At 71.4% G+C, this 26,715-nt stretch carries 30 protein-coding genes; 23 read left to right on the top strand and 7 right to left on the bottom strand.

The window, feature by feature from the left end; translation table 11 throughout:
* Positions 1 to 82: 82 nt before the first annotated feature.
* Both DEJ19_RS12920 and DEJ19_RS12915 read right to left on the bottom strand, forming a co-directional pair.
* Positions 83 to 778 (bottom strand): potassium channel family protein, encoded by a 696-nt coding sequence (locus tag DEJ19_RS12920; protein WP_258377401.1) that lies wholly within the window; start codon positions 776 to 778, stop codon positions 83 to 85.
* Positions 771 to 2,204, bottom strand: coding sequence for a TrkH family potassium uptake protein (locus DEJ19_RS12915; protein ID WP_111233283.1), 1,434 nt, complete (start codon positions 2,202 to 2,204; stop codon positions 771 to 773). Before DEJ19_RS12915 ends, DEJ19_RS12920 begins: the two co-directional genes overlap by 8 nt.
* 74 nt (positions 2,205 to 2,278) lie before the next feature.
* On the opposite strand from DEJ19_RS12915, the gene DEJ19_RS12910 reads away from it, so the two are divergent.
* The 5 genes from DEJ19_RS12910 to DEJ19_RS12890 all read left to right on the top strand — a co-directional run bounded on the left by DEJ19_RS12910 (position 2,279) and on the right by DEJ19_RS12890 (position 3,966).
* Entirely contained in the window at positions 2,279 to 2,794 is a 516-nt protein-coding gene (locus DEJ19_RS12910; RefSeq protein WP_051596885.1) for an ArsR/SmtB family transcription factor, read from the top strand.
* Positions 2,795 to 2,931: 137 nt separating this feature from the next.
* A complete protein-coding gene (locus DEJ19_RS12905; protein ID WP_017888579.1) occupies positions 2,932 to 3,126 on the top strand; it encodes a helix-turn-helix domain-containing protein in 195 nt (64 codons plus the stop codon).
* 109 nt (positions 3,127 to 3,235) lie between these two features.
* Complete coding sequence (locus DEJ19_RS12900) at positions 3,236 to 3,334, top strand: 30S ribosomal protein bS22 (protein WP_003792170.1); 99 nt, start codon at positions 3,236 to 3,238, stop codon at positions 3,332 to 3,334.
* Positions 3,335 to 3,421: 87 nt separating this feature from the next.
* On the top strand, positions 3,422 to 3,676 hold the full coding sequence (locus DEJ19_RS12895) for a glutaredoxin family protein (RefSeq protein WP_111233284.1): 255 nt from the start codon (positions 3,422 to 3,424) through the stop codon (positions 3,674 to 3,676).
* Positions 3,673 to 3,966, top strand: a complete 294-nt coding sequence (locus DEJ19_RS12890) for a Dabb family protein (protein WP_111233285.1) — start codon at positions 3,673 to 3,675, stop codon at positions 3,964 to 3,966. The genes DEJ19_RS12895 and DEJ19_RS12890 overlap by 4 nt, the downstream gene beginning before the upstream one ends.
* Before the next feature lie 147 nt (positions 3,967 to 4,113).
* Here DEJ19_RS12890 and aspS read toward each other — a convergent pair whose 3' ends face one another.
* Positions 4,114 to 5,454: an aspartate--tRNA(Asn) ligase gene (gene aspS / locus DEJ19_RS12885; RefSeq protein WP_111233286.1), complete on the bottom strand. Its 1,341-nt coding sequence runs from the start codon at positions 5,452 to 5,454 to the stop codon at positions 4,114 to 4,116.
* 225 nt (positions 5,455 to 5,679) lie between these two features.
* Between aspS and DEJ19_RS12880 the strand changes: the two genes are divergently transcribed.
* Complete coding sequence (locus tag DEJ19_RS12880) at positions 5,680 to 5,964, top strand: hypothetical protein (RefSeq protein ID WP_284176450.1); 285 nt, start codon at positions 5,680 to 5,682, stop codon at positions 5,962 to 5,964.
* A complete protein-coding gene (locus tag DEJ19_RS12875; RefSeq protein WP_111233288.1) occupies positions 5,964 to 6,209 on the top strand; it encodes a hypothetical protein in 246 nt (81 codons plus the stop codon). The genes DEJ19_RS12880 and DEJ19_RS12875 overlap by 1 nt, the downstream gene beginning before the upstream one ends.
* Here the strand turns inward: DEJ19_RS12875 and DEJ19_RS12870 are convergent.
* Positions 6,186 to 6,575, bottom strand: a complete 390-nt coding sequence (locus tag DEJ19_RS12870) for a MerR family transcriptional regulator (protein WP_111233314.1) — start codon at positions 6,573 to 6,575, stop codon at positions 6,186 to 6,188. The two genes, DEJ19_RS12875 and DEJ19_RS12870, sit on opposite strands and share 24 nt — an antisense overlap.
* Positions 6,576 to 6,644: 69 nt before the next feature.
* On the opposite strand from DEJ19_RS12870, the gene DEJ19_RS12865 reads away from it, so the two are divergent.
* The 6 genes from DEJ19_RS12865 to ccsB all read left to right on the top strand — a co-directional run bounded on the left by DEJ19_RS12865 (position 6,645) and on the right by ccsB (position 12,974).
* Positions 6,645 to 8,138: a SulP family inorganic anion transporter gene (locus tag DEJ19_RS12865; protein WP_111233289.1), complete on the top strand. Its 1,494-nt coding sequence runs from the start codon at positions 6,645 to 6,647 to the stop codon at positions 8,136 to 8,138.
* Positions 8,139 to 8,205: 67 nt separating this feature from the next.
* The gene (locus DEJ19_RS12860) at positions 8,206 to 8,862 is read left to right on the top strand and encodes a histidine phosphatase family protein (RefSeq protein WP_071406299.1); all 657 of its coding nucleotides are present in this window, start codon (positions 8,206 to 8,208) and stop codon (positions 8,860 to 8,862) included.
* Complete coding sequence (locus tag DEJ19_RS12855; RefSeq protein ID WP_111233290.1) at positions 8,859 to 9,497, top strand: TlpA family protein disulfide reductase; 639 nt, start codon at positions 8,859 to 8,861, stop codon at positions 9,495 to 9,497. The genes DEJ19_RS12860 and DEJ19_RS12855 overlap by 4 nt, the downstream gene beginning before the upstream one ends.
* A gap of 45 nt (positions 9,498 to 9,542) precedes the next feature.
* Entirely contained in the window at positions 9,543 to 10,241 is a 699-nt protein-coding gene (locus DEJ19_RS12850; RefSeq protein WP_110863490.1) for a cytochrome c biogenesis CcdA family protein, read from the top strand.
* Positions 10,225 to 11,949, top strand: a complete 1,725-nt coding sequence (gene resB, locus DEJ19_RS12845; protein ID WP_258377402.1) for a cytochrome c biogenesis protein ResB — start codon at positions 10,225 to 10,227, stop codon at positions 11,947 to 11,949. The genes DEJ19_RS12850 and resB overlap by 17 nt, the downstream gene beginning before the upstream one ends.
* A 5-nt stretch (positions 11,950 to 11,954) precedes the next feature.
* A complete protein-coding gene (gene ccsB, locus DEJ19_RS12840) occupies positions 11,955 to 12,974 on the top strand; it encodes a c-type cytochrome biogenesis protein CcsB (RefSeq protein WP_111032117.1) in 1,020 nt (339 codons plus the stop codon).
* Between the two features lie 273 nt (positions 12,975 to 13,247).
* Here the strand turns inward: ccsB and DEJ19_RS12835 are convergent, their stop codons facing one another.
* Positions 13,248 to 14,240 (bottom strand): o-succinylbenzoate synthase, encoded by a 993-nt coding sequence (locus tag DEJ19_RS12835; RefSeq protein ID WP_111233291.1) that lies wholly within the window; start codon positions 14,238 to 14,240, stop codon positions 13,248 to 13,250.
* 118 nt (positions 14,241 to 14,358) lie between these two features.
* Here DEJ19_RS12835 and DEJ19_RS12830 point away from each other — a divergent pair, with 118 nt between their 5' ends.
* The 4 genes from DEJ19_RS12830 to DEJ19_RS12815 are packed head-to-tail and all read left to right on the top strand — an operon-like array spanning position 14,359 to position 18,046.
* Positions 14,359 to 14,904: a hypothetical protein gene (locus tag DEJ19_RS12830; protein WP_139196600.1), complete on the top strand. Its 546-nt coding sequence runs from the start codon at positions 14,359 to 14,361 to the stop codon at positions 14,902 to 14,904.
* Positions 14,905 to 14,935: 31 nt separating this feature from the next.
* Positions 14,936 to 15,865, top strand: coding sequence for a 1,4-dihydroxy-2-naphthoyl-CoA synthase (locus DEJ19_RS12825; protein WP_071406303.1), 930 nt, complete (start codon positions 14,936 to 14,938; stop codon positions 15,863 to 15,865).
* Entirely contained in the window at positions 15,865 to 17,004 is a 1,140-nt protein-coding gene (locus DEJ19_RS12820; RefSeq protein ID WP_111233292.1) for an AMP-binding protein, read from the top strand. The genes DEJ19_RS12825 and DEJ19_RS12820 overlap by 1 nt, the downstream gene beginning before the upstream one ends.
* A gap of 40 nt (positions 17,005 to 17,044) precedes the next feature.
* Positions 17,045 to 18,046, top strand: coding sequence for a 1,4-dihydroxy-2-naphthoate polyprenyltransferase (locus tag DEJ19_RS12815; RefSeq protein ID WP_071406305.1), 1,002 nt, complete (start codon positions 17,045 to 17,047; stop codon positions 18,044 to 18,046).
* 45 nt (positions 18,047 to 18,091) lie between these two features.
* On the opposite strand, the gene DEJ19_RS12810 is transcribed toward DEJ19_RS12815, so the two are convergent.
* Positions 18,092 to 18,427, bottom strand: a complete 336-nt coding sequence (locus DEJ19_RS12810; RefSeq protein ID WP_111233293.1) for a DUF4229 domain-containing protein — start codon at positions 18,425 to 18,427, stop codon at positions 18,092 to 18,094.
* Between the two features lie 64 nt (positions 18,428 to 18,491).
* On the opposite strand from DEJ19_RS12810, the gene DEJ19_RS12805 reads away from it, so the two are divergent.
* Together DEJ19_RS12805 and menD are read left to right on the top strand one after the other, a co-directional pair.
* Positions 18,492 to 18,851, top strand: a complete 360-nt coding sequence (locus DEJ19_RS12805; RefSeq protein WP_071406307.1) for a PLDc N-terminal domain-containing protein — start codon at positions 18,492 to 18,494, stop codon at positions 18,849 to 18,851.
* On the top strand, positions 18,844 to 20,592 hold the full coding sequence (gene menD, locus DEJ19_RS12800) for a 2-succinyl-5-enolpyruvyl-6-hydroxy-3-cyclohexene-1-carboxylic-acid synthase (RefSeq protein WP_111233316.1): 1,749 nt from the start codon (positions 18,844 to 18,846) through the stop codon (positions 20,590 to 20,592). The genes DEJ19_RS12805 and menD overlap by 8 nt, the downstream gene beginning before the upstream one ends.
* 94 nt (positions 20,593 to 20,686) lie before the next feature.
* Here the strand turns inward: menD and DEJ19_RS12795 are convergent, their stop codons facing one another.
* Positions 20,687 to 21,946: an isochorismate synthase gene (locus tag DEJ19_RS12795; protein WP_111233294.1), complete on the bottom strand. Its 1,260-nt coding sequence runs from the start codon at positions 21,944 to 21,946 to the stop codon at positions 20,687 to 20,689.
* A gap of 86 nt (positions 21,947 to 22,032) precedes the next feature.
* Here DEJ19_RS12795 and DEJ19_RS12790 point away from each other — a divergent pair, with 86 nt between their 5' ends.
* The 4 genes from DEJ19_RS12790 to DEJ19_RS12775 all read left to right on the top strand — a co-directional run bounded on the left by DEJ19_RS12790 (position 22,033) and on the right by DEJ19_RS12775 (position 26,511).
* The gene (locus DEJ19_RS12790; protein WP_071406309.1) at positions 22,033 to 22,824 is read left to right on the top strand and encodes a demethylmenaquinone methyltransferase; all 792 of its coding nucleotides are present in this window, start codon (positions 22,033 to 22,035) and stop codon (positions 22,822 to 22,824) included.
* Positions 22,825 to 22,855: 31 nt separating this feature from the next.
* Positions 22,856 to 23,932, top strand: coding sequence for a polyprenyl synthetase family protein (locus tag DEJ19_RS12785; protein ID WP_027466355.1), 1,077 nt, complete (start codon positions 22,856 to 22,858; stop codon positions 23,930 to 23,932).
* A gap of 84 nt (positions 23,933 to 24,016) precedes the next feature.
* Positions 24,017 to 25,390: an FAD-dependent oxidoreductase gene (locus tag DEJ19_RS12780; protein WP_110863405.1), complete on the top strand. Its 1,374-nt coding sequence runs from the start codon at positions 24,017 to 24,019 to the stop codon at positions 25,388 to 25,390.
* Positions 25,391 to 25,395: 5 nt separating this feature from the next.
* Positions 25,396 to 26,511, top strand: a complete 1,116-nt coding sequence (locus tag DEJ19_RS12775; RefSeq protein WP_111233295.1) for a heparan-alpha-glucosaminide N-acetyltransferase domain-containing protein — start codon at positions 25,396 to 25,398, stop codon at positions 26,509 to 26,511.
* Positions 26,512 to 26,715: the final 204 nt, after the last annotated feature.

The following is a 26,715-nucleotide window of genomic DNA, read 5'->3' as shown; positions in this document are numbered from 1 at the left end:
CACCGCGTCGTGGACGCAGCCACAGTGCGGACGGGAGGCCCGGGGCGACGCCGCCACGGGCCTCCCGTCCGTCCGGGGGTCGCTACTCGTACGCGGCGAAGCGCTCGAGGTCGGTCTCGGAACCCGAAACGATGATGACGTCGTCCTCACCGATGACGCTGTCCGGCGTCGCCGGTACGAAGGGGCTGCCGGGCGGCTTGATGCCGAGCACGGTCAGGCCGAACCGGGTGCGGATCACGGTGGTGGCGAGGTCCTTGCCGCGGACCGCGCGCGGCGGGAACATCTTGACCACGGCGAAGTCGTCGTCGAACTCGATGAAGTCGAGCATCCGGCCGGAGACCAGGTGCGCCGTGCGCTCGCCGGCCTCGCGCTCCGGGTAGACGACGTGGTTCGCGCCGATGCGGGACAGGATCGTGCCGTGCGAGCGGCTGATCGCCTTCGCCCAGATCTGCGGGACGCCGAGGTCGACCAGGTTCGCCGTGATGAGCACGCTCGACTCCAGGTCGCTGCCCGTGCCGACGACGGCGATGGCGAAGTCCTGCGCGCCGATCTGCCGGAGCGCGTCGATGTCGGTCGCGTCCGCCTGCACCGCGTGGGTGACCCGGTCGGACCACTTCTGCACCAGTCCGGGGTCGGTGTCGACGACGAGCACCTCGCGGTCCTGGCGTTCGAGCTGGCCGGCGGTGGCGGCCCCGAAGCGACCGAGCCCGATGACGAGGACGGGTGCGTCGTGGCTGATGGCACCGTGCTGGTGCGACGAACGGGTGCGGTCAGCCAACGATCGGCCTCTCCTCGGGACGGCGGAACAGTTGCCGGCTCTGGCTGGCGGCCAGGGCAGCGGCGATGGTCACTGTACCGACCCGGCCGAGGAACATGGTGGCGGCGAGCACGTACTTGCCCGATTCCGGCAGGTCCGCGGACACCCCGGATGACAGGCCGCACGTCGCGAACGCCGAGATCACCTCGAACAGCACCCGGTCGAGCGAGTCGTCGGTGATCTGCAGGAGCACCACGGTCGCGACCGCCACGATCGTGGCGCCCCAGAGCACGACCGCCACCGCGACGCGGAGCACGTCGCTGGGGATCCGGCGGCCGAAGGCCTCCATGCTCTGGCGCCCCCGGGCCTCGGCGACGGCGGCCAGGAACAGCACCGCGAGGGTCGTCACCTTGATGCCGCCGGCCGTCGAGGCGGATCCGCCACCGATGAACATGAGCATGTCCGTGACGAGCAGACTCGAGCCGTTGAGCTGGTCGAAGTCGACGAGCGAGAACCCGCCGGAGCGGGTCATCGTCGACAGGAAGAGCGCCTGGAACGCGGTGCGCCCGGCTCCTTCTTCGCCGAAGGTCGTCGGGTTCGACGCCTCGAGTGCGGTGTAGACGACCGCGCCGCCGAGGAGCAGGACCGCGCTCGTCGCGAGGGTGAGCTTGACGTGGATCGGCCACCGCCGCGGGGTGCGCAGCTGCTTCGTCAGGGCACGGATCACCGGGAACCCGATGGACCCGGCCACGACACCGATCATCAGCAGCGTCAGGAACCAGTAGTCGTGGGCGAACGGGTCGAGGCCGTCGGCGTTCGGCGAGAACCCGGTGTTGGTGAAGGCCATCGCCGCGTAGTAGAAGGAGTCGCCGACCGCGGTCCAGAACGGGATGCCGGCGATGAGCACCGACGGCAGGAGCAGCAGACCGAGGACGATCTCGATCGACAGCGTGCTCACCGCCACCGTCGCGAGCAGGGTGCCGACCTCGCCGAGCCGGACGGCCTGCCCCTCGGGCACGGCCCCGTGGTGGGTGCGGAGCGGGTTCGAGTCGCCGGCCGCCATGAGCTTGGCGCGCAGGCCGAGCTTGCGGGTGACGAACAGGCCGAGGATCGACGCGAAGGTCAGGACACCGACGGCGCCGATCTGGGTGCCGATGACCACCAGGACCTTGCCGAACACCGACCAGTGCGTCGCCATGTCGACCGTGGACAACCCGGTGACGCAGACCACCGACGCCGCGGTGAACAGGGCGTCCGCGAAGTGGGTGCTGCTGCGGTCCGCGGTGGCCCACGGCGTCATGAAGAGCACCGTGAACAGGAAGATCAGCGCGATGAACACGACGATCGCCAGTCGGGACGGCGACGAGCGCAGCACCGTCGCGATCCGGCTCGCTCGCCGTCGGCCGACACTCACGTGGTGCGGGATCGGCTCGGTTCGGTCGAGCATGCGTATGCCTCCGAGGACATGGGCCGGGACGGTTCGTCATGGTACATCCGTGGTGCCCCGGCTAGCCTTGCCCCATGGCCGACATCTTCTCCGTCGTGGCGGACCCGACCCGGCGCGAGCTGCTCGGCACGCTGTTGTCCGCCTACGGTTCGGACGTCACCGGCGGGGAGCTCAGCGTCGGCCAGCTCGTCGAACGCCTCGGGGTCAGCCAGCCCACGGTGTCGAAGCACCTGCGTGTCCTGCGCGACATCGGGCTCGTCACCAGTCGCGAAGAAGGGCAGCACCGCTACTACCGGCTCGACCCGGAGCCGCTCGTGCACCTGGAGGACTGGGTCCTGCCGTTCACGGGCGCGGTCGACGCCGACGGCACCCCGGCCACCACCGCGTGGACGCCGGACGGCCAGCCGGTGTCGATCCGCCGGAACGGCACGGCCGGCAAGGCGACGGTGGAGGTGGGCACCGAGCTCGGTCGTGTGATGGCCGAGGCGTCGTACCGGGCGACCGCCGCGATCTCCGGAGCGCAGCAGGGCTGGGAGCGCGTCGTCGACCGCAGCCGCAAGCGCTTCACCCGCCGGGGCGACGAGGACTGAGCCCGCGGCACGGTCGGTGTGCACCGGGCGTGGACTGATCCTGGACACCGGGTCGCACACGCCTCTACAGTTGCCACTGACCACACAGGTCACACCACTCCCGTGCGCAGCGCGCGTGCGAGCCCCGAAGGCGGACCATGACCGGCAGTTTCGACGACGTGCGCTTCCTCACCGTCGCTGAGGTCGCCGAGATGATGCGCGTCTCGAAGATGACCGTGTACCGGATGGTGCACGCCGGTGAGCTCCCCGCCATCCGCTTCGGCCGCTCCTTCCGCGTCCCCGAGTCAGCCGTCGCCGACGTGCTGCGCGGTGGCGTGGCGGACGTCGGCTGAGCGCGCGTTCGACATCACAGCGGGCAGCCGGTAGACTCGGGCAGGTTGATTTTCCGCGGTCTCTTCGGCCCGGTGTCCGTACATCAGCATCAGTCCGAGCGAGGTCCACATGGGTTCTGTCATCAAGAAGCGTCGTAAGCGCATGGCGAAGAAGAAGCACCGCAAGCTCCTTCGCAAGACGCGTCACCAGCGCCGCAACAAGAAGTAGACCCTCACAGGTCTGCGCAGGTCGGAGGACCTGCACGAGAAGCCCCGGTTCGCCGGGGCTTTCGCGTTCCCGGACTACGCTGGGACCATGCCCGCAGTGACGTTCCTGACGAAGCCCGGATGCCACCTCTGCGACGACGCCCGACCCGTGGTCGAACGCGTCGTCGCCGACCACCCGGGGGTCACCCTGCAGGAACGCTCGATCCTCGACGACGACGCCCTCCGCCAGGAGTACGCGGAGGACATCCCCGTCGTGCTGATCGACGGGCGCGTCCACAGCAACTGGTACGTCGACGCCGACCGGCTCGCACGTGCGCTCGAGAAGGCCGAGGCCCGCGCATGATCTCCCACGTCGTCTCCTGGTCCCTGCGGACCGACCTCGACCGCACCGCGTCGATCGCCCGCATCCGCGAACTCCTGACCGGTCTGATCGGCACCGTCGAGTCGATCCGCTCGCTCGAGGTCGTCGAGAACGTCGCCTACCCGGACAAGAACCACGACGTCGCCGTCGTCGCCAGCTTCGACGACCTCGCCGGGCTCGACGCGTACCAGGTGCACCCGGAGCACCAGGCCGCGGCAGCGGAGATCCGCGAACTGGTCACGGCGCGGGCCGCCATCGACTGGCAGAGCTGAGCCGGGCCTCCCGTCCGCGCGCGCTCGGCGCTCCGCGTCGCGCTCGTCGCTCCGCGTCGCGCTTCGTGAGCAGCAATGGTCGCCTCCCGCATCGGGAGGCGACCATTGCTGCTCACCATGCGCGCGCGGGCTCGCCGCGCACGGGTCCTACGGGGTCAGGCGCGTCGGGCCACGGAACAGGTACGTGACCTCGCGGATCGACGGCTCACCGAGCATCAGCATCAGCACGCGTGCGAGGCCCATGCCGAAGCCGCCGTGCGGCGGGACGCCGTAGCGGAAGAAGTCGAGGTACCAGCCGAGCTCCTCCGGGTCGAGACCCTTCTCGACTGCCTGCGCCTCGAGCACGTCGACGCGGTGCTCACGCTGTGCACCCGTGGAGATCTCGGCGCCGTTGAAGATGAGGTCGTAGCTGTTCGTGACCGACGGGTCGCCGGGCTTCCGCATGTGGTAGTACGGCCGGATCGAGGCGTCGTACTCCGTGACGAACACGAACTCGGAGCCGTGGTGCTCCTTCGCCCAGGCGGCGACGCGGCGCTCGCCCTCGGGGTCCAGGTCGCCGTCGGCGCGGACGACGTCGTAGCCGCTGTCGGTGACGATCTTGCGCGCGTCGGCCAGGGTCACGCGCGGGAACGGCGTCGCAGGGACCTGCAGCTCGAAGCCGAAGACCTCCGCGATGTCCTTGCCGTACTTCTCCTTGACGGCGGTGATGCCGGCGACCAGGACCTCTTCGTGCATCGCCATGACGTCCTCGTGGGACTCGATCCACGAGAACTCGGCGTCGACGCTGGTGAACTCGGTCGCGTGGCGGCTCGTGAAGGACGGGTCGGCGCGGAAGGCGTCCGCGATCTCGAACACGGCACCGAAGCCGGCCGGCTGCGCCATCTGCTTGAAGTTCTGCGGCGACTGGGCCAGGTAGGCGGTCGTCTCGAAGTACTCGAGCTGGAACAGCTCGGCGCGCGACTCGGACGCCGACGCCATCAGCTTCGGGGTGTGGATCTCGATGTAGTCGCGGTCGACCCAGTACGTGCGGAACGCGTGCTCCAGCGTCGTCTGGATGCGGAAGATCAGGTTCTGCTTGCGGTTGCGCAGGTCGAGGAAGCGCCAGTCGAGACGCTTGTCGAGCGACGAGTCGTCGGCGATCGGGGTCTCCGGGATCGCGGCGCTCACCACCTGCAGCGCACCGATCTTGACCTCGAGTCCCCCGAGCTTCACGCGCTCGTCGTGCTTCAGCGTGCCGGTGACGTGCACGAAGGTGCCGTGCGCCAGGACGGAGATCTCGTTGGTGGTCGCGAGCGCGGACTGTGCCGCGTCGTCGCCGTCCTCGGCCTCGCGCGTCGCCGGGTTCACGAGCTGGACGGCGCCGGTCTCGTCGCGCAGCACGACGAACTGCACCTTCTTCTGGTCTCGGACGGTCTCGACCCATCCGGCCACGGAGACGGGACCGTCGGGGAGGGCTGCCAGGTCGGCGATGCGGGTGCGTTCGATCACGGTGGTCGAGTCTAACCGCCTGCGTCCGGGGGCGTGGGCGGCGGGGTTCTTCCCTCCACAGGGCCGCCTGCGTCCGATGTTCTCCACCGATGGCCGGGAGGCCCGTGGCGGCATGCGTGGACTCCGTAGCGTTCTCGACGTGGCCGGGTCGCGGGACGAGAGGGGGACCGGGTGGGGACGGGGACGGGGGAGCTCGCGACCTGGCCGCCTGCGGCGGTTGCGGTGGTGGTGGCTGCGCTCTGCACGGCGGCGTTCACGCTGCTCGTGGCGGTCGTCGGTGGGCTGTGGGCGGTCATCCGGTGGCGGCGGGACGTCGCGCGGGAGCAACGGGACCGCTACTGGGGGCGGTTGACCGTGGTGTTCGACCTGATCACCGCGGCCGAGGTCGGGCGTCGCGAGATCGGCCGGAATCTGGCACAGGCGATGTACGACATGCAGAAAGTGCCTGCCGGAGAAGAACCCGCTGCGAGGGTGCTTGCGGAACTGTTCATCGAGAAGAGGAGACCGTGATGACGACTCGTCTGCGCCGTGCCTGGCGAGAGCTGGTTCGGAAGGAAGACACGGTTCCCGCGGAGCGGCCGTACATCGGTCCTGCGCCCGGCGAGAGCATGTGGGACTGGGCGCAACGTGGGGCGATCGACTGGCAGCTCCACGTGGAAGAGGGGGAGCTCAAGCTCGAACTCGAGCGGCAGCGCATGCGCGCCAGGGTGCTCGCCGAGGACACCGCGACATCAGGGGAGCGACGCGCGGAGTGATCCGAGCGTGCCGATGAACTCCTCGGCCATGCCGGCCCGCTCGACGAGCTTGGCGTGCCGGGCGCGGGCATCCTCGAGGTACGCGTCGAGGCGGGCTGCCAGCGCTGGTTCGTCCTCGGGGTCCTTCGTCGCGAGGGCGTCGACCACGCGGAGCAGCTCGGCCATCTCGTCGAGCGTGAACCCGAGCGGCTTCATCCGGCGGATCACGAGCAACCGTTCGAGGTCCTGCGCCGTGTAGACCCGGAACCCGCCGGTGGTGCGGCCGCTCGGCACGAGCAGCCCGACCTCGTCGTAGTGCCGGATCGTGCGCAGGGACATGCCGGCGCGGTCGGCGAGCTCGCCGATGTGCATCGTGTCGATGTGCATCGTGTCGGGGACGTCGCTGGTGCTCACGGCGTACGACTCTACCCTCACGTGAGGGTAGAGTTCCGATCGATGTCCGTGATCACACACGCGCCGACGGCCCCGAGCGTCCTCGCCGCCCTCCGCTCGCCCCGCATGCTCACCCGAGAGGTCCTGGCCGGCATCGTCACCGCCCTGGCCCTCATCCCCGAGGCGATCTCGTTCTCCGTCGTCGCCGGGGTCGATCCTGCGGTCGGCCTGTTCTCGAGCGTCATCATCGCGATCGTGATCTCGATCGTCGGTGGTCGCCCCGCGATGATCTCCGCCGCAGCCGGCTCGGTGGCGCTCGTCATCGCCCCGCTCGTCCGGGAGCACGGGATCGAGTACCTGGTGCCCGCGATCGTCCTGGGCGGCGTGTTCCAGCTCGTGCTCGGGTTCCTCGGGGTGGCACGGCTGATGCGCTTCATCCCGCGCAGCGTCAACGTCGCGTTCGTGAACGCCCTGGCCATCCTCATCTTCACCGCCCAGCTGCCGAACCTGCTCGGCGACGACGTGCCGTTCATCGTCTGGCCGCTGACCGTGCTCGGCATCGCGATCATCGTCGGCTTCCCGTTCCTGACGAAGGCGATCCCCGCGCCGCTCATCGCGGTCGTCGTCGTCACCGGTCTCACGATGGTGTTCAGCGTCGCCGTGCCGACGGTCGGCGACGAGGGCGAACTGCCGACGGCGCTCCCGGGCTTCGGCGGCATCACGACGCCGTTCACGTTCGAGACGCTGCAGATCATCGCTCCGTACGCGTTCGGTGTCGCGATCGTCGGGCTGATCGAGACCCTGCTCACCGCGCAGCTCGTCGACTCCATCACCGAGACGGGCTCGAGCAAGTGGCGCGAGTCGTGGGGTCAGGGCGTCGCGAACATCGCGTCCGCCTTCTTCGGTGGGACCGGCGGCTGCGCGATGATCGGCCAGACGGTGATCAACGTGAAGACCGCGGGTGCCCGGACCCGCGTCTCGACCTTCGCAGCCGGGGTCTCGGTGCTGGTCCTGACGATCGTGCTCCACGACCTCGTGGCCCAGATCCCGATGGCGGCACTGACGGCGGTCATGCTCATGGTCTGCGTCGCGACCTTCGACTGGCACAGCATCCGACCGCGCACCCTCCGACGGATGCCGCTCGGCGAGACCGCGGTCATGCTCGTCACCGTCGTGGTGGTCGTCGTGACCGAGAACCTCGCGACCGGGGTGCTCGTCGGCGTGGTCGTGGCGGCCCTGGTCTTCGCCCGACGGGTGGCGCACGTGGTGACCGTGGTGCGCGAGCCGGTCGACGACCGCACCGTGCGGTACCGGGTCCGCGGGGCGTTGTTCTTCGCCTCGTCGAACGACCTCGTCACGCGGTTCTCCTACGCCGAGGACCCGGAGCACGTGATCATCGACCTGGCCGACGCCCACGTGTTCGACGCGTCCACGGTCGCGGCGCTCGACGGGGTCGAACAGCGGTTCGCGAAGCACGGGTCGACCGTCGAGGTGGTGAACCTCGACACGGGGTCGATCGCGCTGCACGGGCGGCTCTCCGGTGAGCTCGGCGGCTGAGTGCTTCCGCATCCGGTGAATCACCTGAGGGGGCGGTGGGAACCGCGGGCGACCTACACTGGAACCCATGCCCGCGACCCGTCTCCACCTCGTCCGGCACGGAGAGGTGCACAACCCGGGCCGCGTCCTCTACGGCCGGCTCCCGGGCTTCGGGCTGAGCGACCTCGGCACGCGGATGGCGCAGGCCTCCGCGACCGCCTGGAAGGACGCCGGCATTGACGTGCGTCGGATCGTGGCGTCCCCGCTGCAGCGCACGCAGGAGTCCGCTGCGCCCTGGTCGGCCGCCTACGGGCTCGACGTGACGCTCGACGAGCGCCTGATCGAACCGACGAACCGCTACGAGGGGCAGCCCCCCGGGTTCACGAAGCGCTCGCTCGGCCGCCCGGCGGAGTGGCCGTGGATCGCGAACCCGCTGCGTCCCAGCTGGGGCGAGGCGTACGAGTCGATCGCCAACCGCATGCTCGCGGCGATGACCACGGCGTGGGAGAGCGTGGACGAGGGCGACGTCGTCCTGGTCAGCCACCAGCTGCCGATCTGGATGGTCCACCGGAAGCTCGCGGGGGAGCCCCTGTGGCACGACCCGCGCAAGCGCCGCTGTGACCTGTCGAGCATCACCACCGTCGAACGTGTGCCCGCCACGTCGACCGGTCGGTTCACCGAGGTCGGGTACGCGGACCCCGCGCAGGAACTGCGCGCGACCGCCGTCGACGAAGGAGCAGTGTGAACAGCACGAAGCGTGCGCGCGTCATCAGCAAGCGGTTCGCGGTCCTCGCAGCGACGGCCGTCGCCGCCGCGCTCGTCCTGTCCGGCTGCTCGTCGGACAGCGGCGGCATCGCGAAGCAGTACGGCAACGGCACGACCCAGAACTACATCTCCGGTGACGGTGCCGTGACCGAGGTCTCCGCGAAGGACCGCACCGACCCGGTCACCTTCCGGGCCGAGGACTCGAACGGTGACACGGTCTCGTCGAAGGACCTCCGCGGCAAGGTCGTCGTCCTGAACTTCTGGTACGCCAGCTGCCCGCCGTGCCGTGCCGAGGCGAAGTACCTCAACCAGGTGCACGACGAGTACGCCGACGCCGACGACGTCGCGTTCATCGGTGTCAACGTCCGCGACGAAGCAGCGACCGCGGCCGCCTTCGAGCGCACCTTCGACGTGCAGTACCCGACGGTCCTCGACCAGCGCACGGGCACGATGCAGCTGGCGATGTCCGGGCAGATCGCACCGAACGCGGTGCCGGCCACGATCGTCCTCGACACCAAGGGCCGCGTGGCTGCCCGGGTCCTCGGCGCGATCGACGGCACGAGCATCCTGCAGACCCTGGTCAGCGACGAGCTCGACGCCGGCAAGGCCTCCTGACCCGTGACCTCCAACCCCTTCGCTGACGCGATCCTGAGCGGCCAGATGGCCGTGGCGCTGCCCGTGGCGGCGCTCGCCGGGCTCGTGTCGTTCCTGTCCCCGTGCGTGCTGCCGCTCGTACCGGGGTACCTCGGGTACGTCGGCGGTGTCGCCGAGGGCGGGCAGCGTCGGGGTCGAGTGGTGCTCGGCGTGCTGCTGTTCATCGCTGGGTTCACCGCGGTGTTCGTGGCGTACACGACGGTGTTCGGCGCGCTCGGCTTCTGGCTCGTGCGGTGGCGCGACCTCATCACGCAGATCCTCGGGGTCGTCGTGATCGCGATGGGCCTGGTGTTCGTCGGTCGGTTCACGTTCCTGCAGCGCACCATCAAGCCCAGCTGGACCCCGGCCACCGGGATCCTCGGCGCCCCCCTGCTCGGCATCGTGTTCGGCCTCGGCTGGACCCCGTGCCTCGGCCCGACGCTGGCGGCCATCAACCTGCTCAGCGTGCAGTCGGGCAGCGCCTGGCAGGGCATGTGGCTCGGGGTGGCGTACTGCCTCGGGCTCGGCATCCCGTTCGTCCTCGTCGCCCTCGGCGCCGGCTGGGCCACGGGGGCCATCGCGGCGGTGAAGCGTCACATGCGCACCGTCAACATCATCGGAGGAGCGATCCTGATCGTCATCGGTCTGCTCATGGTCACCGGTATCTGGTCGGCCGTCATGTCGAGCGTCGGGGCGGTGATCCAGAGTTTTGTCCCCGCGGTCTGACCTGAACGAGCACATCCCGACGGGCGCAGGCGACGGAGCCGACAGCGCCTCCGACCCGCAGCGACCGTCCGACCACGTCGACGGCTCCGGCCCCACCGACGGTGGCATCAACCAGCCGAAGCTCGGCTTCGTCGGGTACCTCCGCTTCTTCTGGCGGCAGCTGACGAGCATGCGCACGGCGCTGTTCCTGCTCATGCTGCTCGCCCTCGCGGCGATCCCGGGGTCGCTCGTGCCGCAGCGCACCGCCGACCCGAACGGCGTCGTGCAGTACAAGGCGGACCACCCGCAGCTCTACCCGGTCCTCGACAAGCTGCAGGTCTTCGACACCTACACCTCGGTGTGGTTCTCCGCGATCTACCTGCTGCTCTTCATCTCGCTCATCGGCTGCATCGTGCCCCGCACGAAGCACCACTGGCAGGCACTGCGGACCCGTCCGCCGAAGACCCCCGCGCGCCTGACGCGACTGGCGGGCTTCCGCACCGTGGCGGTGCAGCCGGACGCGATGATCGACGGGACGACCGGGATCGACGCGACCACGGGCCTCCCGTCCGCCGAGCATGCGGTGACGCGCGCGATGGCGATCCTGAAGCGGTCCGGGTACCGCGTCGAGCGGTTCGGCGACTCGGTGAGCGCGGAGCGCGGCTACCTGCGCGAGACCGGCAACCTGGTGTTCCACGCCGCCCTCGTCGGGGTGCTCCTGGCGGTCGGCGTCGGCGGTGGTTTCGGCTTCACCGGACAGCGCCTGCTGGTCGAGGGCCAGACGTTCTCGAACGTGCTCGGCTCGTACGACTCGTTCAACCCCGGTCGCTGGTTCCAGCAGACCGACCTCAAGGGCTACAACCTCCGGCTCGACAAGTTCGTGACGAAGTACGAGGAGCGCAACCTCGACGCCCTCGGGCAGGCGCTCGACTACTCGGCCACGGTCACGAGCACCGAGAAGGGCGGCGAGCCGAAGACCAGCCGCCTCGGCGTGAACGATCCGCTGCACGTCGGCGGTACGAACGTCTACCTGCTCGGCAACGGCTACGCGATGCAGGTCACGGTGCGCGACGGCGACGGCAACGTGGCCTTCAAGGACGTCGTGCCGTTCCTGCCGGAGGACGCGAACTACACCTCCACCGGCGTCATCAAGGTGCCGGACGCGAAGCCGGACCAGCTCGGCATGGTCGGGTTCTTCTACCCCACGGCATCGAAGCTCGCGAGCGGCGCCTACTCGAGTGCCTACCCGGACACCCAGAACCCGCTGCTGACGCTGCAGGTCTACACGGGCGACCTCGGGCTCGACAGCGGCGTGCCGCAGAGCGTGTACACGCTCAGCACCAAGGGGCTCGACCAGATCGCCGGTCGGCAGTCGGACACCGCGAGCATCGCGCTGAAGCCCGGCCAGACGAAGAAGCTGCCGGAGGGCGCCGGGTCGATCACGTTCGACGGCGTCAAGCGGTACGTCTCCCTCGACGTCCACCACGACCCCTCGCAGCTCTGGGTGGGCGGGTTCGCCCTGCTCTCCACCCTCGGCCTGCTCACCTCGCTGTTCGTCCCGCGCCGCCGCGTCTGGGTGAAGGTCGTCCCGCGCACGGACACGTCGGGCGGCGAGTACGACCTCGAGTACGCGGGCCTCGCCCGTGGCGAGGACCCGAACCTCGAACGGGCCGTCGCGGACATCGCACAGCGCCACACGTCGGACCTCGGAGTTAGGATGCCCCAGTGAACGACATGACCACGAACCTCGCGACCTACTCGGTCGTGCTCACGTACTCCGCGATGGCGGTGTACGTGGTCGCGTTCATCTCGTTCGCCCTCGACATGGCCAAACGCTCCGGCGACGTCACGGCTGCCGCGAAGACCGCGGGTGCCGACGACAGCTCGGCCGACGCGGCCAGCGCTGCGGCAGCACCCGGAGCGAAGACGGTCGCGACCGTCCGCGGCGGCACCGTCGTGCTCGAGCAGGTCGCCGCACCGCCGTCGGGTGGCTCCGCCGGACGCGGCACGAAGTTCGAGCGCGTCGGCATGGCGATGACGATCCTCGCGCTCGTCCTGCACGTCGCCTCGGTCGTCCTCCGCGGCATCGCGGCCGACCGCGTGCCGTGGGGCAACATGTTCGAGTTCTCGCTGACCGGCACGGCGCTGATCACGCTGATCTTCCTGCTCGTGCAGTTCTGGCAGAACCTGAAGTTCCTCGGTGTCTTCATCACGGGCCTGACGATCATCCTGCTCGGCATCGCGACCGTGAACTACTGGGTCCCCGTCGTCCCGCTGCAGCCGGCCCTGCAGTCGTACTGGCTGGTCATCCACGTGTTCGTGGCGATCGCCGGCACCGGGTTCTTCGCGCTCGGCGCGGGGCTCGCGGTGGCGCAGCTCGTGCAGACGTACCGCCAGGGCCGCACGGCCTCCGGCAAGCTCCGCTTCATGGCGACGCTGCCCGACGCCGACCGGCTCGAGGTCCTGACCTACCGCGTCCTGCTCGTCGGCTTCGTCCTCTGGACGTTCACGCTCATCGCCGGTGCGATCTGGGCCGAGCGCGCCTGGGGCCGCTACTGGGGCTGGGACACGAAAGAGGTCTGGACCTTCATCATCTGGGTCGTCTACGCGGGCTACATCCACGCTCGTGCGACCCGTGGCTGGCGCGGTGCGCGGTCGTCCTGGCTGGCCCTCATCGGCTTCGCCGCGGTGATGTTCAACTTCTCGGTCGTGAACGTCTTCTTCAAGGGCCTGCACAGCTACTCGGGTCTGTGAGCCGCGCGGGTCGCTGACGCGGCCCTGGTCGCGACCACGACCGGACGGGAGGCACGGTGCCAGCTGGCACCGTGCCTCCCGTCCGTCGTCCGGTCGCGTGCACGGCACAGGAAGACGCCGTCGTGTCGGTGGGACGCCGCCGAGTCATCGAGACGCCGCTGATTTCGGCGGCGTCTCGATGACTCGGCGGCGCCGAAAGGAGACGCCGGCGTCGAACTGAGACGCCGGCGTCTTCCGGAGACGGCGGCGTCTCGTGAGGACGCGGCTGGCGCGCTACCCGGCAGCTGCGAGCAGATCGTGCACTCGGGCCACCCGCGCACGCCACCACACCGTGCGCTCCGGCGACGCGGCGTAGCGCTCCACCTGCTCCGCCGCGACGTCGACGCGGCGCACCGGCACCCGACCGCCGACCGGCAGCAGGGGATCGGTCGTGACGTCCCCGGCGAACATGGCCGCCGTCCCGAGCCCGGCGGCGTACCCGGGCGTCATCGCCGAAGCGGCCAGGAACGCTCCCATGCCGAGCCCGACCGAGGTGTCGAGCGCACTGGAGACGACGCACGGCAACCCGGCGTCGGCGATGACGGCACGGGCCGCGGTGATCCCCCCGAGCGGCTGGGCCTTCACGACCAGGACGTCGGCGGCGCCGGCCCGGGCGACGGCGAGGGGATCGCTCGCCTTCCGGACGCTCTCGTCCGCGGCGACCCGGACGCCGAGGCCGGCGATCCGCGACCGGAGCTCCGCGAGCTCGGGCACCGTCGCGCAGGGCTGCTCGGCGTACTGCAGGTCGAACGGTGCGAGCCGCTCGAGTGCCGCGGCGGCCTGCTCCACGCTCCACAGCCCGTTCGCGTCGACCCGGACCGCGGCCTCGGGCCCCATCACCAGGCGGACCGCGGCGACACGGGCGACGTCGTCGTCGACGGTCGTGCCGGGCTCCGCGACCTTGACCTTGGCGGTGGTGCACCCGGGGTACCGCGCGAGCAGGTCGGCGACGTCGTCGGCGGCGATCGCCGGGACGGTGGCGTTGACCGGCACGGAGTCGGCGGCGGGTTCGTGGTCGGTCCACCCGAAGTCGACGGTGGCGCGCAGCCAGGCGGCGGCCTCGGCGTCGTCGTACTCGACGAACGGCGAGAACTCGGTCCAGCCGGCGGGGCCACGCAGCACGACCGCCTCGCGCGTGGTGATGCCGCGGAACCGCACCCGCATGGGCAGGGCCACCACGTGGGCGTCGGCGAGGAGGTCGGCGAGGTCGGGGAGCACGTCCGCCATCCTCCCACCGCACCCAGGGGCCCTGCCGGTTCCTCGGAGGGGACCGCCAGGGCAGGGCACTAGCATGCATCGGTCGGCCTCGGTCGGCAGGGGAACGACCCGGAACGAGGGAGGCTCGGTGGCGGTGGATCCGCGGCAGCGCGCAGCACAGCAGCGCGCATCGCAGCGCCCGTCCGACCCGTCGAGCGCCGGAGCAGCACGCCCGGCAGCATCGGCTCGTCCGGCAGCTGCAGCCCGACCCGCGGCGGCGACCCGCCCGGCAGCGGGAGCTCGATCCGCGGCGGCTCCCGGGCGCGACTCCGACGACTTCGCCCGCCTCATGCAGCGCAACACCGTCGACGTCCGGCAGACGGGTGGCACGAAGCGCCGCAACCCCGTCGTCGGCAAGATCGCCCTCGGCCTGGCCGTGGTGTCCGCCGCGGTGGACGCCAGCGCCTTTGCCGTGTTCATGGGCGGTGACACGAACTTCGCCTTCGGGATCTGCTTCGTCGTGGTGTTCCTGACGCTCGTCGCCGCGGTGCTCGGGTTCGTCGCCGCCGTCGGCTCGTTCGGACGCTGGTACGGCGCCGTCGGGGTCGTCCTGGCGTTCTTCGCGAACCCCGTGATCCTCATCGTGATCATGGTGTTCGTCGCGCCGGAGATCCTGACCGACATGGGCGCCTGACCCGCCAGACGCCCGGCGGTACGTTGGGAGCATGGCTGCTCCCGTCTCCGACCTGTTCGACCCCGACGTCTGGACCACCGCTCCGATCGCGGAGCAGTTCACCGACATCACGTACCACAAGCACGTCTCCAAGGGCATCGTCCGGGTCGCCTTCGACCGTCCCGAGGTCCGCAACGCCTTCCGCCCGCGCACGGTCGACGAGCTCTATCGCGCCCTCGACGACGCCCGGCAGGACCCCCGTGTCGGCGTCGTGCTGCTCACCGGCAACGGCCCGAGCCCGAAGGACGGCGGGTGGGCGTTCTGCTCCGGCGGCGACCAGCGCATCCGGGGGCGGAGCGGCTACCAGTACGTCGGTGACGAGGGTGCCCCGCCGGAGGGCGTCGACCCCGCGGCCGCGCAGGCGTCGATGGGGCGGCTGCACATCCTCGAGGTCCAGCGCCTGATCCGGATGATGCCCAAGGTCGTCATCGCGGTCGTCCCCGGCTGGGCCGCGGGCGGCGGGCACTCCCTGCACGCGATCTGCGACCTCACCATCGCCAGTGCCGAGCACGGGAAGTTCAAGCAGACCGATGCCGACGTCGGCTCGTTCGACGGTGGATACGGCAGCGCCTACTACGCCAAGCAGATCGGGCAGAAGTTCGCCCGCGAGGTCTTCTTCCTCGCCCAGGAGTACTCCGCCCAGCGCGCGTACGAGATGGGTGCGGTGAACGCCGTGGTGCCGCACGCCGACCTGGAGCGTGAGGCGATCCGCTGGGGCGAGATCGTGCTCGGCAAGTCGCCGACGGCGATCCGGATGCTCAAGTACGCGTTCAACGCGGTGGACGACGGCATGGTCGGCCAGCAGGTGTTCGCGGGCGAGGCGACGCGGCTGGCCTACGGCACCGACGAGGCCGTCGAGGGCCGCGACTCGTTCCTCGAGAAGCGCGCTCCCGAGTGGACCGCGTTCCCCTGGCACTACTGATGCCCCGTCCGCTGGTCGCGACCGGTACGTCGGACCCGACGGCCGTGCTGCGCGGCCTGGAGGTAGCACTCGCCGGCGGCCCCGCACTGCTCCCCGTCGCCGAGGGGGCACCGGCCCTGCCGACGCCACCTCCGGCCGAGGTCCGGCGGGCGGTCGCCCTGGTGGTCGAGACGAGCGGGTCCACCGGCACCGGCAAGCGCGTGGCGCTCTCGTCCGAGGCGCTCCTCGCCGGTGCCGCCGCGGCGGACGCGGCACTCGGTGGGCCCGGGCGCTGGGTGCTCGCGCTGCCGACGCACTACATCGCGGGTATCAACGTCCTGACCCGCTCGATCACCGCGGGCACCGAACCCGTCGTCGTGCCACCCGGGCACTTCGCGGCCGCCGCGTTCACCGAGGCCGCAGAACGGCTCGTCACCGGTCCGGCCGCGCCGCGTCGCTACACCTCGCTGGTGCCGGTGCAGCTCGCCCGGGTCCTCGACGACCCGGACGCCACCCGTGCGCTCGCCCGGTTCGACGCGGTCCTGGTCGGCGGGCAGGCCACCCCGGCGCCGCTCCGGCAGCGTGCGCTCGACGCCGGGGTCCGGGTCGTGACGACGTACGGTGCGAGCGAGACGAGCGGCGGATGCGTGTACGACGGCGTCCCGTTCGGGACGGTTCGCACCGCGCTGGTCGACGGCGAGCTGCACCTGGCGGGGCCGATGCTCGCCGAGGGGTACCTGGACGACGACGCCCGCACGGCGTCGGCCTTCGTCGAGCGGGACGGGCTGCGCTGGTACCGGACCGGGGACACCGCGACCCTGTCCGGCGGCGTGGTCCGCGTGCTCGGACGCCTCGACGACGTGGTGATCTCCGGCGGCGAGAAGGTCCAGCTCGGTGCGGTCGAACGGCTCGTCCGCGGGCTGCCCGGGCAGGAGACCGCTGTCGTCGCCCGGCGCTCGGCGGGGGAGTGGGGCGAGGTCCCGGTCGTCGTCACCGAGCAGCCGCTCGACCTCGATGCCGTGCGTTCGCACGTCGGGGCCACCCTGGGCCGTGCCGCCCGTCCGGCGGACGTCGTCGTCCTGGACCGGATCCCGATGCTGTCGTCGGGCAAGCCCGACCGTCGGGCCGTGCAGGCGCTCGTCGACCCGGGCCTCCCGTAGGGACCGCGAGCGGCCGGGCGGCGCATCGGCAATATGATCGGTGCTCGTGGCACGAACGAAGAACTCGACGCAGAAGCAGGGCCGGTCCGGCAACCCGGCGAAGGCCGCTGCCCCCGCCCGCACCAAGCGGAAGGCGACCGCACGCGACTGGATCGGCGGCGCACGCCTGCGCACCCTGACCCTCGGTGTCGTCCCGGTCGTGCTCGGCACCGCCGTCGCGTTCGTCGACAGCGGGGAGCCCGGCGACTTCGGCGACTACCTGGCGAAGGACGGCCACCTCGCCGTCGCGCTGCTCGCCCTGGCCGTGGCGCTGTTCCTGCAGATCGGTGTGAACTACAGCAACGACTACTCCGACGGGGTCCGCGGCACCGACGAGTACCGCGTCGGCCCGGCACGACTCACCGGAGCCGGTCTGGCCAAGCCCCGGACCGTGCTCACCGTCGCCCTGACGTTCTTCGGCCTGGCCGCGGTCGCCGGCCTGGTCATCGTGCTGCTCACCCAGCTGTGGTGGTTGCTGCTCGTGGGGGCAGCCGCCATCGTCGCCGCCTGGTTCTACACGGGTGGCAAGAAGCCGTACGGGTACAACGCCCTCGGCGAGGTCTTCGTCTTCGTCTTCTTCGGGCTGGTCGCTGTGCTCGGCACCCAGTTCGTGCAGATCCGCGAGGTCACGGTCAGCGGCTGGGCAGCCGCGGTGGCCGCCGGCTTCTTCGCCTGCGCGGTCCTGATGGTGAACAACATCCGCGACATCGACGAGGACCAGCTGGCGGGCAAGCGCACGCTCGCCGTGGTCGTCGGCCGTCCGGTGGCCCGCGTCCTGTACGGCCTGTTCCTGATGCTGCCGTACGTCGTGCTGCTCTGGTTCGTGCTGCTGTACTTCCGCACGGGCTTCACGTACTTCTCGCTGCTGCTGGCGCTGCCGGCACTGGCGATCGGGGTGTCGTCGCGGAAGCCCCGCGAGCTCATCACGGCCCTGCAGCTCTCGTCGTTCGCCTCGCTCGCCTTCGGCGTGGTGCTCGGGATCACCCTGGCCGTCCAGCCGTAGCCGTCCCGGCTGCTCGACCGGACGGCCCCGCCCTCGCGCTCGGAGTCAGTCGGCGTCGGTGTCCCGGCGCGCCTCGTGCCGGTCGGCGTCGGACACCGGACGGACGGACGGGGTGACCGTGGCGTCCGAGTCGGCGGCGTCGACGAAGTCGTCCTCGAAGTCCGAGTCGGCGTCCCGCTCCGGGGCACCGCGGCGGTTCGCCAGGCTCAGGGCCACCTGCGTGCGCAGTCCGGACAGGGCGATGTACGAGATGAGCAGGCCCACCAGGGCGGCCACGATCGTCGCCCAGTACCACGGCATCGGCGTCAGGAGCAGGAGGAGCACGAGCGCCACCACGAAGATGCCGAGCCGAGCCAGGGTGTACAGGAGCCACGCTTTCACACGGTGAGTCTACGGAGCGCCGACCGGCAGGGGCATCACAGGGTCGCGACCTAGACTTCACCGCATGGTCCGCTTGTGGTTGATCGTCGCCGTGGCCGCCGTCGCCTTCACGGTGTACGCGGCCATCGACTGCGGCACGATGCCGCGCCAGCGCGTCCGTTCCCTGCGTCGCGGCGTGTGGCTGCTGCTCGTCATCATCCTGCCCGTCCTCGGTGGCGTGCTCTGGTTCCTGCTGGGCCGCACCCCGGCGGCCGACCCCGGTGCGTCGGCCCGCTACCGTGGACCCGAAGACGACCCGGACTTCCTCGGCACCACGCCGGAGCCGGGCACCACCCTCACGGACAAGGACCAGGACGACGCGACCCTCCGAGACCTCGAAGACCAGTTCCACGAGCGCGACGACGACGGCCGCACCGATCGCTGACGGGCCCGCCGGTTCGGGCAGCCCGGCGACGGACACCGCGCTCGCCCTCCTGCAGGAACTCGTGCGTGCCGGCGTCACCGACGTCGTGGTGAGCCCCGGTTCGCGTTCCCAGGCACTCGCCCTCGCGGCAGTCGCCCTCGAGCGCGCCGGCGGGTTGACCGTGCACGTGCGGTTGGACGAACGGACCGCCGGGTTCTTCGCACTCGGGCTCGCCGTCGAGACGCACCGACCCGCAGCGGTGGTGACGACGTCGGGCACCGCGGTGGCCAACCTGCACCCCGCCGTGCTCGAGGCGCACCACTCCGGCGTGCCGATGATCGTGCTGAGCGCCGACCGTCCCGACGAACTGCGCGGCATCGGCAGCAACCAGACCACCGTCCAGCCGGGGATCTTCGGCCAGGCCGTCGCCTTCGTCCGCGACGTCGAGGCCCCGTCGGCGCACGGCGTCGACGGCTCGGTCCGCGACACCCTGCGCACCCTCGCCCGCCAGGCGGTCGCCGCCGCAGCCGGGCACACCGGACAGCCCGGTCCCGCGCAGCTCAACGTCGCGTTCCGCGAGCCGCTGTCGGCCGGACTCGCCCCGGAGCACGTCAGCCCCGTGCCCGAGGACGAGGTCGACCTGGCGTTCGCGACCCGCCGGGCGCACACGGGTCTGCCGGTCGCCGAACTCACCCCGGACGACGAACCGGGCACCGTCGTCATCGCCGGGCACGACGCCGGCGAGGACGCCGAGCGGATCGCCTGGGAACTCGGGGCGCCGCTCCTCGCCGAGGTCTCGAGCGGCGCGCGCTTCGGCCGCAACCTGGTCGTGGCCTACCGCGAACTCCTGCGCGACGCCGACCACGGCGGCGCCGTCCGCCGCGCCGTCGTGCTCGGCCACCCGACCCTCAGCAGAGAGGTCCCCGCGCTCCTGCAGCGCGACGGGGTCGAGACGATCGTCGTCCGCGGACCGGCGGCCGACCCCTTCGACCCGGCCCGTGCCTCCCGACCGGACGCCGTGACCACCTTCGTGTCCGACGTCCGCGTGACGGGCCGCACCCGGCCGGAGCACCGTGCGTGGGTCGGCCGCTGGGTCGGCGCCAGCCGACGGATCCTGGGGGACGGCGATGCCGGCCCGGACCTCGACGCCAAGCGCTCCGCCGACCGCGCCGAGCGGAACAAGTTCCTGCGTGACGAGGTCGCGCTCCGTCGCCGACCCGTCGACCGGGCCATGCTCGCCGAGGCCGTCTGGGGGGTGACCTGGCCGCACGACCGGCTGGTCCTCGGGGCGTCGCAGCTCATCCGTGAAGCCGACGCCCGGGTGCTCGGCAAGAAGATCCGGGTGCACGCGAACCGCGGGCTCGCGGGTATCGACGGCACCGTCTCGACCGCACTCGGCATCGCCGCGGCGCTCGAGCAGTCCTCGGCCTCAGTGGGCACCACACGCGTGCTCCTCGGCGACCTGACCCTGCTGCACGACCTCGGAGCGTTCGTCACCGGCACCGAGGAACGCACCCACCGGGTGCAGGTCGTCGTCGGCAACGACCACGGCGGCGCGATCTTCCGCGGGCTCGAGGTGGCGAAGACCACGCCCGACGCCGACATGCGGCGGATGATGTCGACCCCGCAGCACGTCGACGTCGAACGGGTCGTCACGGGCCTCGGGTGGGAGTACCGCCGGGCGGCGACGTGGGGTGACCTGGAGCGGGTGCTCACCGACCCAGCCGAGCGGGTCGTGATCGAGGTCCCGCTGGCCGACTGACCACCCAGCGGCTGTCGGCGACCGCGAGGGTCGCGCGACCGCGTGGGTCCCGCGACCGCGCGGATCGCGCGACCGCTTGGATCGCGCGCCTGCCTCAGGCCAGGGCGTCAGCGATCGGCCGGAACTTCAGGGCCGTCTCGGCGACCTCGCGCGCCGGCTCCGAACCGGCCACGATCCCGGCCCCCGCCCAGGCCCGCACGGTGCCGTCGTCGTCGATCCGCGCGCTGCGGAGCGCGAGCATCCACTCGCCGTCGCCCGTCGCGCTCATCCAGCCGACCGGCCCGGCGTAGCGGCCGCGGTCGACGCCCTCGAGCTCGGCGACGAGCCGCACGGCCACGTCGGTCGGGGTCCCGGCGACCGCGGCCGTCGGGTGCAGGGCGTCGGCGACGTCCAGCGACGTGGTGTCGGGCGGCAGCGTGGCCTGCACGTCGGTCGCCAGGTGCCACAGGTTCGGCAGCTGCAGCCGGAACGGTTCGGCGTCGGCGCGCAGGTCCGTCGCGAGCGGTGCGAGGGCCGCGAGCAGGCTGTCGATCGCGAAGGTGTGCTCCTCGACGTCCTTGGCACTGCTGGCCAGGGCCTCGGCGGCGGCCCGGTCGGACACCTCGTCGGTGCCCCGGGCGGCGCTGCCGGCGAGCACCCGTGCGGTCAACCGCGTGCCGTCGGTGCGGGCGAGGGTCTCGGGGGTGGCGCCGACCAGTCCGTCCACCGCGAAGGTCACGCACTGCGGGTAGGCGGTCGCGAGGTCGAGCAGGACCGCCCGTCGATCGGCTCCGGGCGGCAGCGTGCCGACGAGGTCGCGGGCGAGCACGACCTTGCGGGCGTCCCCGGCCACGATGCGGCGGACCGCCTCGGTCACGTTGGCGGCGTAGGTGTCCTCGTCGATGTGCCCGGGACGCAGCGCGACGGACACGTGCGGCCCGACGTGGGGGACCGGGACCGAGGTCCGGGTGAAGGCCAGGGGCTCCGCGCCGAGCGTGGTGTCGATCGCGGTCAGCCAGGCCTTGCCGCGACGCCGGCCGAGGACCACCCGGGGCACGATGAGCACGCTCTCGTCGGCGGAGTCGTCGGCGAAGGCGAACGACCCGAACGCGACGAGCCCCGAACCGCGCAGCTGCACCGGGTCGTCGACGACGGCGGTCTCGACGATGCTGCGCCAGAGGGCCGCGGCGTCCCGCATCCGGTCGGGGCCGGTGAACGTGAACCGGAGCGCCTCACCGATGCCGACGATGCCGTCGCCGTTCCGGACGAAGGCGAGGGGACGGTCGCGGAGCGTGTGGCGGAGGACGGCGCCCGGGTCGTCGAGGATCCGGGTCGAGACCGTCAGCGGGGGCGCCGCCGTGGTGGTTCGGGTCACGGCTCCGATGCTACGCGCCGATCCCGCACCGCCCGGGTGGCTGCGGGTCCGGTGAACGCTCGGTCGGGACCTCTAGGATTGACCGTGTGAGCAGAGCGGACCTGAACAAGCGCCCGGACGAGGTGGCGGCGATGTTCGACGACGTCGCGGCCAAGTACGACCTCACGAACGACATCCTGTCGGCGGGCAACGCCCCGCTGTGGCGTGTCGCGACGGTCCGCGCGGTCGACCCGCAGCCCGGCGAGAAGGTCCTCGACATCGCCGCGGGCACCGGGACCAGTGCAGCGGCCTTCGCCAAGAAGGGCGCCGAGGTCACCGCGCTCGACCTGTCCGCCGGCATGATCGCCGTCGGCCGCGAACGCCACCCCGAGATCACCTTCGTCGAGGGCAATGCCGAGCAGCTGCCCTTCGACGACGACACGTTCGACGCCGTCACGATCTCGTTCGGGCTGCGCAACGTGAACGACCCGAAGCAGGCGCTCGCCGAGATGCTGCGCGTCCTGAAGCCCGGTGGCCGCGTCGTCATCTGTGAGTTCTCGACGCCGCCCCGCGCCCTGCTGCGCCTCGGCTACGGCACCTACCTGAAGCGCGTGCTCCCGGGCATCGCGCGGCTCTCGAGCAGCAACCCGGCCGCCTACCGCTACCTCGCCGAGTCGATCGATGCGTGGCCCGACCAGCAGGTGCTCACCCAGTGGCTCCGCGGTGTCGGCTTCTCGGTGGTCGCCTACCGCAACCTGACGGCCGGTATCGTCGCACTGCACCGTGGCCGCAAGCCCGTCGCCGACACGGTGCGCGAGTCCGCGGCACGGCGTGCGAAGGCTCGCCGTGACCACCAGAACACCGGCGAGCAGCCGCGCGTCGACCCGGCCGCCGACTGACCGGTCACCACCCCCGAAGACGGAGCAGCACTTGAATCCGAGCGTCCCGGTCGCACGTCGCGCGCCGAGCCTGCGCGCATCGCTGGGCATCGGCGAGCGGTTGTTCGCCACGCCCGCCGACCGACGCTTCATCTCCGCGGTCGACGACGGGCTCGAACTCGTCGAGCAGGGGCTCGAGGACGCCATGCGCTCGACCGACACCCTCGCCGACACGACCAGTCGGTACCTGCTGTCCGCCGGCGGCAAGCGCATCCGTCCGACCCTGACGCTCCTCATCGCCCAGCTCGGTGACGGCGTGACCGACGCCGTGGTCAAGGCCGCGGTGAGCATCGAGACCACGCACCTGGCGTCGCTGTACCACGACGATGTCATGGACGAAGCGCCCGTGCGCCGCGGGGTCCCCGCCGCGCAGATCACCTACGGCAACAACGTGGCGATCCTCACCGGCGACCTGCTCTTCGCCCGCGCCAGCCTGATCACCGCCGACCTCGGCACCGAGGGCATCCGGATGCAGGCCGAGACCTTCCAACGTCTCTGCATGGGGCAGCTGCACGAGACCACGGGGCCGCAGCCGGACGACGACCCGCTCGAGCACTACATCCAGGTGCTCAGCGACAAGACCGGTTCGCTCATCGCCACCGCCGCCCGCGCCGGCGTGATGTTCTCCGGTGCCGACCGTGCCTACCTCGACGCCGTCGGTACCTTCGGCGAGAAGGTCGGCGTCGCCTTCCAGCTCGTCGACGACGTCATCGACCTCGCCCCCGCGACGGACAAGACGGGCAAGATCGCCGGCAACGACCTGCGTGCCGGCGTCGACACCCTGCCGGTCCTGCAGCTGCGCCGGATGGCCGCGACCGACCCGTCCGCGCAGCACCTGGTCGAGCGCATCGAGCGCGACGTCAACGGTGCGCCGGACGACGTGGTCGACTCGGCGCCGTACCAGTCCGCCGTCGCCGCGCTCCGCGAGCACGAGGCCACCGCGGCGACCCGAGCCGTCGCCGTCGCCTGGGCCCGCGAAGCCGTCGCCGCCCTCGCCCCGCTCCCCGACGGCACCGTGAAACGGGCACTCACCCGCTTCGCGGACTCCGTCGTCGACCGAAGCCGCTGAATACCCCTCCCGACGGCGCACGCACCGCGGCCCGGTCGGGAGGCCCCCCCGGGAACCCCCACCCGAACGAACTGGAGACGATCAGTGCCCACCCTCCGACTCGCCATCGTCGGCGCCGGCCCGGCCGGCATCTACGCCGCGGACATCCTGCTGCGCGAGGCCCACGGCTACGACGTGTCGATCGACCTGTTCGAGCAGCTCCCCGCGCCCTACGGTCTGGTCCGGTACGGCGTCGCCCCCGACCACCCGCGCATCAAGGGCATCATCAACGCCCTGCGTGACGTCCTCGACCGCGGGGTCGTCCGGCTGTTCGGCAACGTCCGTTACGGCGAGGACATCACCCTCGAGGACCTCAAGAAGCACTACAACGCGGTGGTGTTCTCGACCGGTGCGATCAAGGACGCCGACCTCGACATCCCCGGTGTCGACCTCGACGGCTCGTACGGCGCCGCCGAGTTCGTGAGCTGGTTCGACGGCCACCCCGACGTCCCGCGCACCTGGCCGCTGAACGCCGAGAGCGTCGCGGTCATCGGCGTCGGCAACGTCGCCCTCGACGTCTCCCGCATCCTGGCGAAGCACGCCGACGACCTGCTGCCGACCGAGATCCCCGCGAACGTCTACGAGGGCCTCAAGGCATCGCCTGTCACGGACGTGCACGTCTTCGGCCGCCGCGGCCCGGCACAGGTGAAGTTCACGCCGCTCGAGCTCCGCGAGCTCGGCGAGGTCCGTGACGTCGACATGGTGGTCTACGACGAGGACTTCGACCACGACGAGGCGTCGAAGACCGCGATCGCGACGAACAAGCAGGTCATGGTGATCAACCGTGTCCTCGAGCAGTGGCGCACGCGCGAGGTCGGCCAGGCCAGCCGCCGGCTCCACCTGCACTTCTACGCGAAGCCGATCGAGTTCGTCGGCGACGAGCAGGGCAAGCTGACCGCCATCCGCTACGAGCGCACCCGGCCGAACGGCGAGGGCGGCGTCGAGGGCACCGGCGAGATCCGCGAGATCCCGATCCAGGCCGCCTACCGCGCGGTCGGGTACTTCGGTTCCCCGCTGCCCGGTGTGCCGTTCGACGAGCGGCACGGTGTCATCCCGAACCACGAGGGCCAGGTCCTCGACGACGACAACCAGCAGATCCCCGGGGTGTACGCCACCGGCTGGATCAAGCGCGGTCCGGTCGGGCTCATCGGGCACACGAAGTCCGACGCGATGGAGACCGTGCAGCACATCGTCAACGACCAGGCGAGCTGGTGGACCCCTGAGGACCCCTCCGACGAGGCGATCCCGGCCCTGCTCCGCGAGCGCGGTGTCGAGTACACCGACCTCGAGGGCTGGCACCACCTCGACACCCACGAGCAGGCGCTCGGTGCGGTCGACGGGCGCGAGCGCATCAAGGTGGTGCCGCGCGACGAGATGATCGAGGTCTCGCTCGGACGCGTCGACACCCCGACGAGCTGACGACCATGACCGACACGCGCCCCGTCCCGTTCACAGCGGTGCGGGGCGCGTCCACGTCAGGGATGCGGCTGCAGGGCGTCGACGTGGCCCGTGCGGTCGCGCTGCTGGGCATGATGGCCGCACACATCGGTGGCATCGCGGAGCAGCTCGACTGGACCGACCCGGCCACCTGGACCGCCGTCGCCCACGGGCGCCCGTCCACGCTGTTCGCGGTCCTCGCCGGCGTCTCGATCGGTCTGACGAGCGGCCGCACCGACCCGCCCGGCCCGCCCACCATCGGCCGCATCCGTGCCCGGCTCGCGATCCGCGCCGTGGTGGTCGTCGTCATCGGGTTCGCCCTGATGGCGCTCGACACCCCCGTGTACGTGATCCTGCCGACCTACGGGGTGCTGTTCCTGCTCGTGGTCCCGGTGCTCCGCGTCCGCCCGGCGGCGCTGCTCGGCATCGCCGCGCTCTGCGCGGTGCTGTCGCCGCTCGCCGCGCTGACGATCGCGCCGGCCTACGCGGACGCCGGCATGATCGGCGTCCAGCTCGGCCTGGTCTACCCCGTGGTCACCTTCCTGGCGTACGTCCTGGTGGGGCTCGCGGTCGCCCGGGCCGACCTGGAGGACCGTGGCCGGCAGATCCTGCTCCTGGCGTCCGGCGCACTGGTCGCCGCCACCGCGTACGTCGCCGGGTCCGTCCTCGCCCCGCTGCCCGACGACGCGGCCCTGGCGTTCCCCGGGGTCCCGTACGCGGGCGAGGCCTCGGCCCCCGGCCAGGCCCTCGCGCAGCTGTTCCTGTCCCCGCGCGACCACTCGTCGTCGGTCGTCGACGTGGTGGGGACGGCCGGGGTGGCGGTCGCGGTGATCGCCCTCTGCCTGCTCGTGTTCGACGGCCGCGGGCGCGTCGCCGAGCGGATCGCGTTCCCCCTGGCGGCCGTGGGGTCGATGCCGCTGACGGTGTACTCGGGGCACCTCCTGGTCATCGCGATGCTGCCGACCTACCCCGAGTCGGCCGAGGCCTGGGGCTGGTTCGCCCTCGGCTCGGTGGTCTTCGCGATGCTGTGGCGGCGGTTCCTCGGCCGCGGCCCGCTCGAGCGGGTGGTGGGGGCCCTGGCGTCCCTCGTCCCGATGCGCTGAGCGCACCTGGCGGACCCGCACCGGCCGCGGAACGCTCACCGCACGGTGCAGGGTTCTCCGTTCGCCGCGGGCTTGCTCGCCGGGTGCCCCGCTGTCGCGACGCACGGTGCGGCCGAGGTCGCACCGGGTGGAGGACGACGCACCGTGCGCGACGGAGGCGACCCGGGCCTCCCGTCCGCACCGTGCGTGTTTGGTTGTGCGACG

The organism is Curtobacterium sp. MCSS17_016, from assembly GCF_003234255.2.
GTDB lineage: Bacteria > Actinomycetota > Actinomycetes > Actinomycetales > Microbacteriaceae > Curtobacterium > Curtobacterium flaccumfaciens.
The sequence above is the reverse complement of the archived record's forward strand: the minus strand, read 5'-3'. Positions and strand labels throughout refer to the sequence as shown.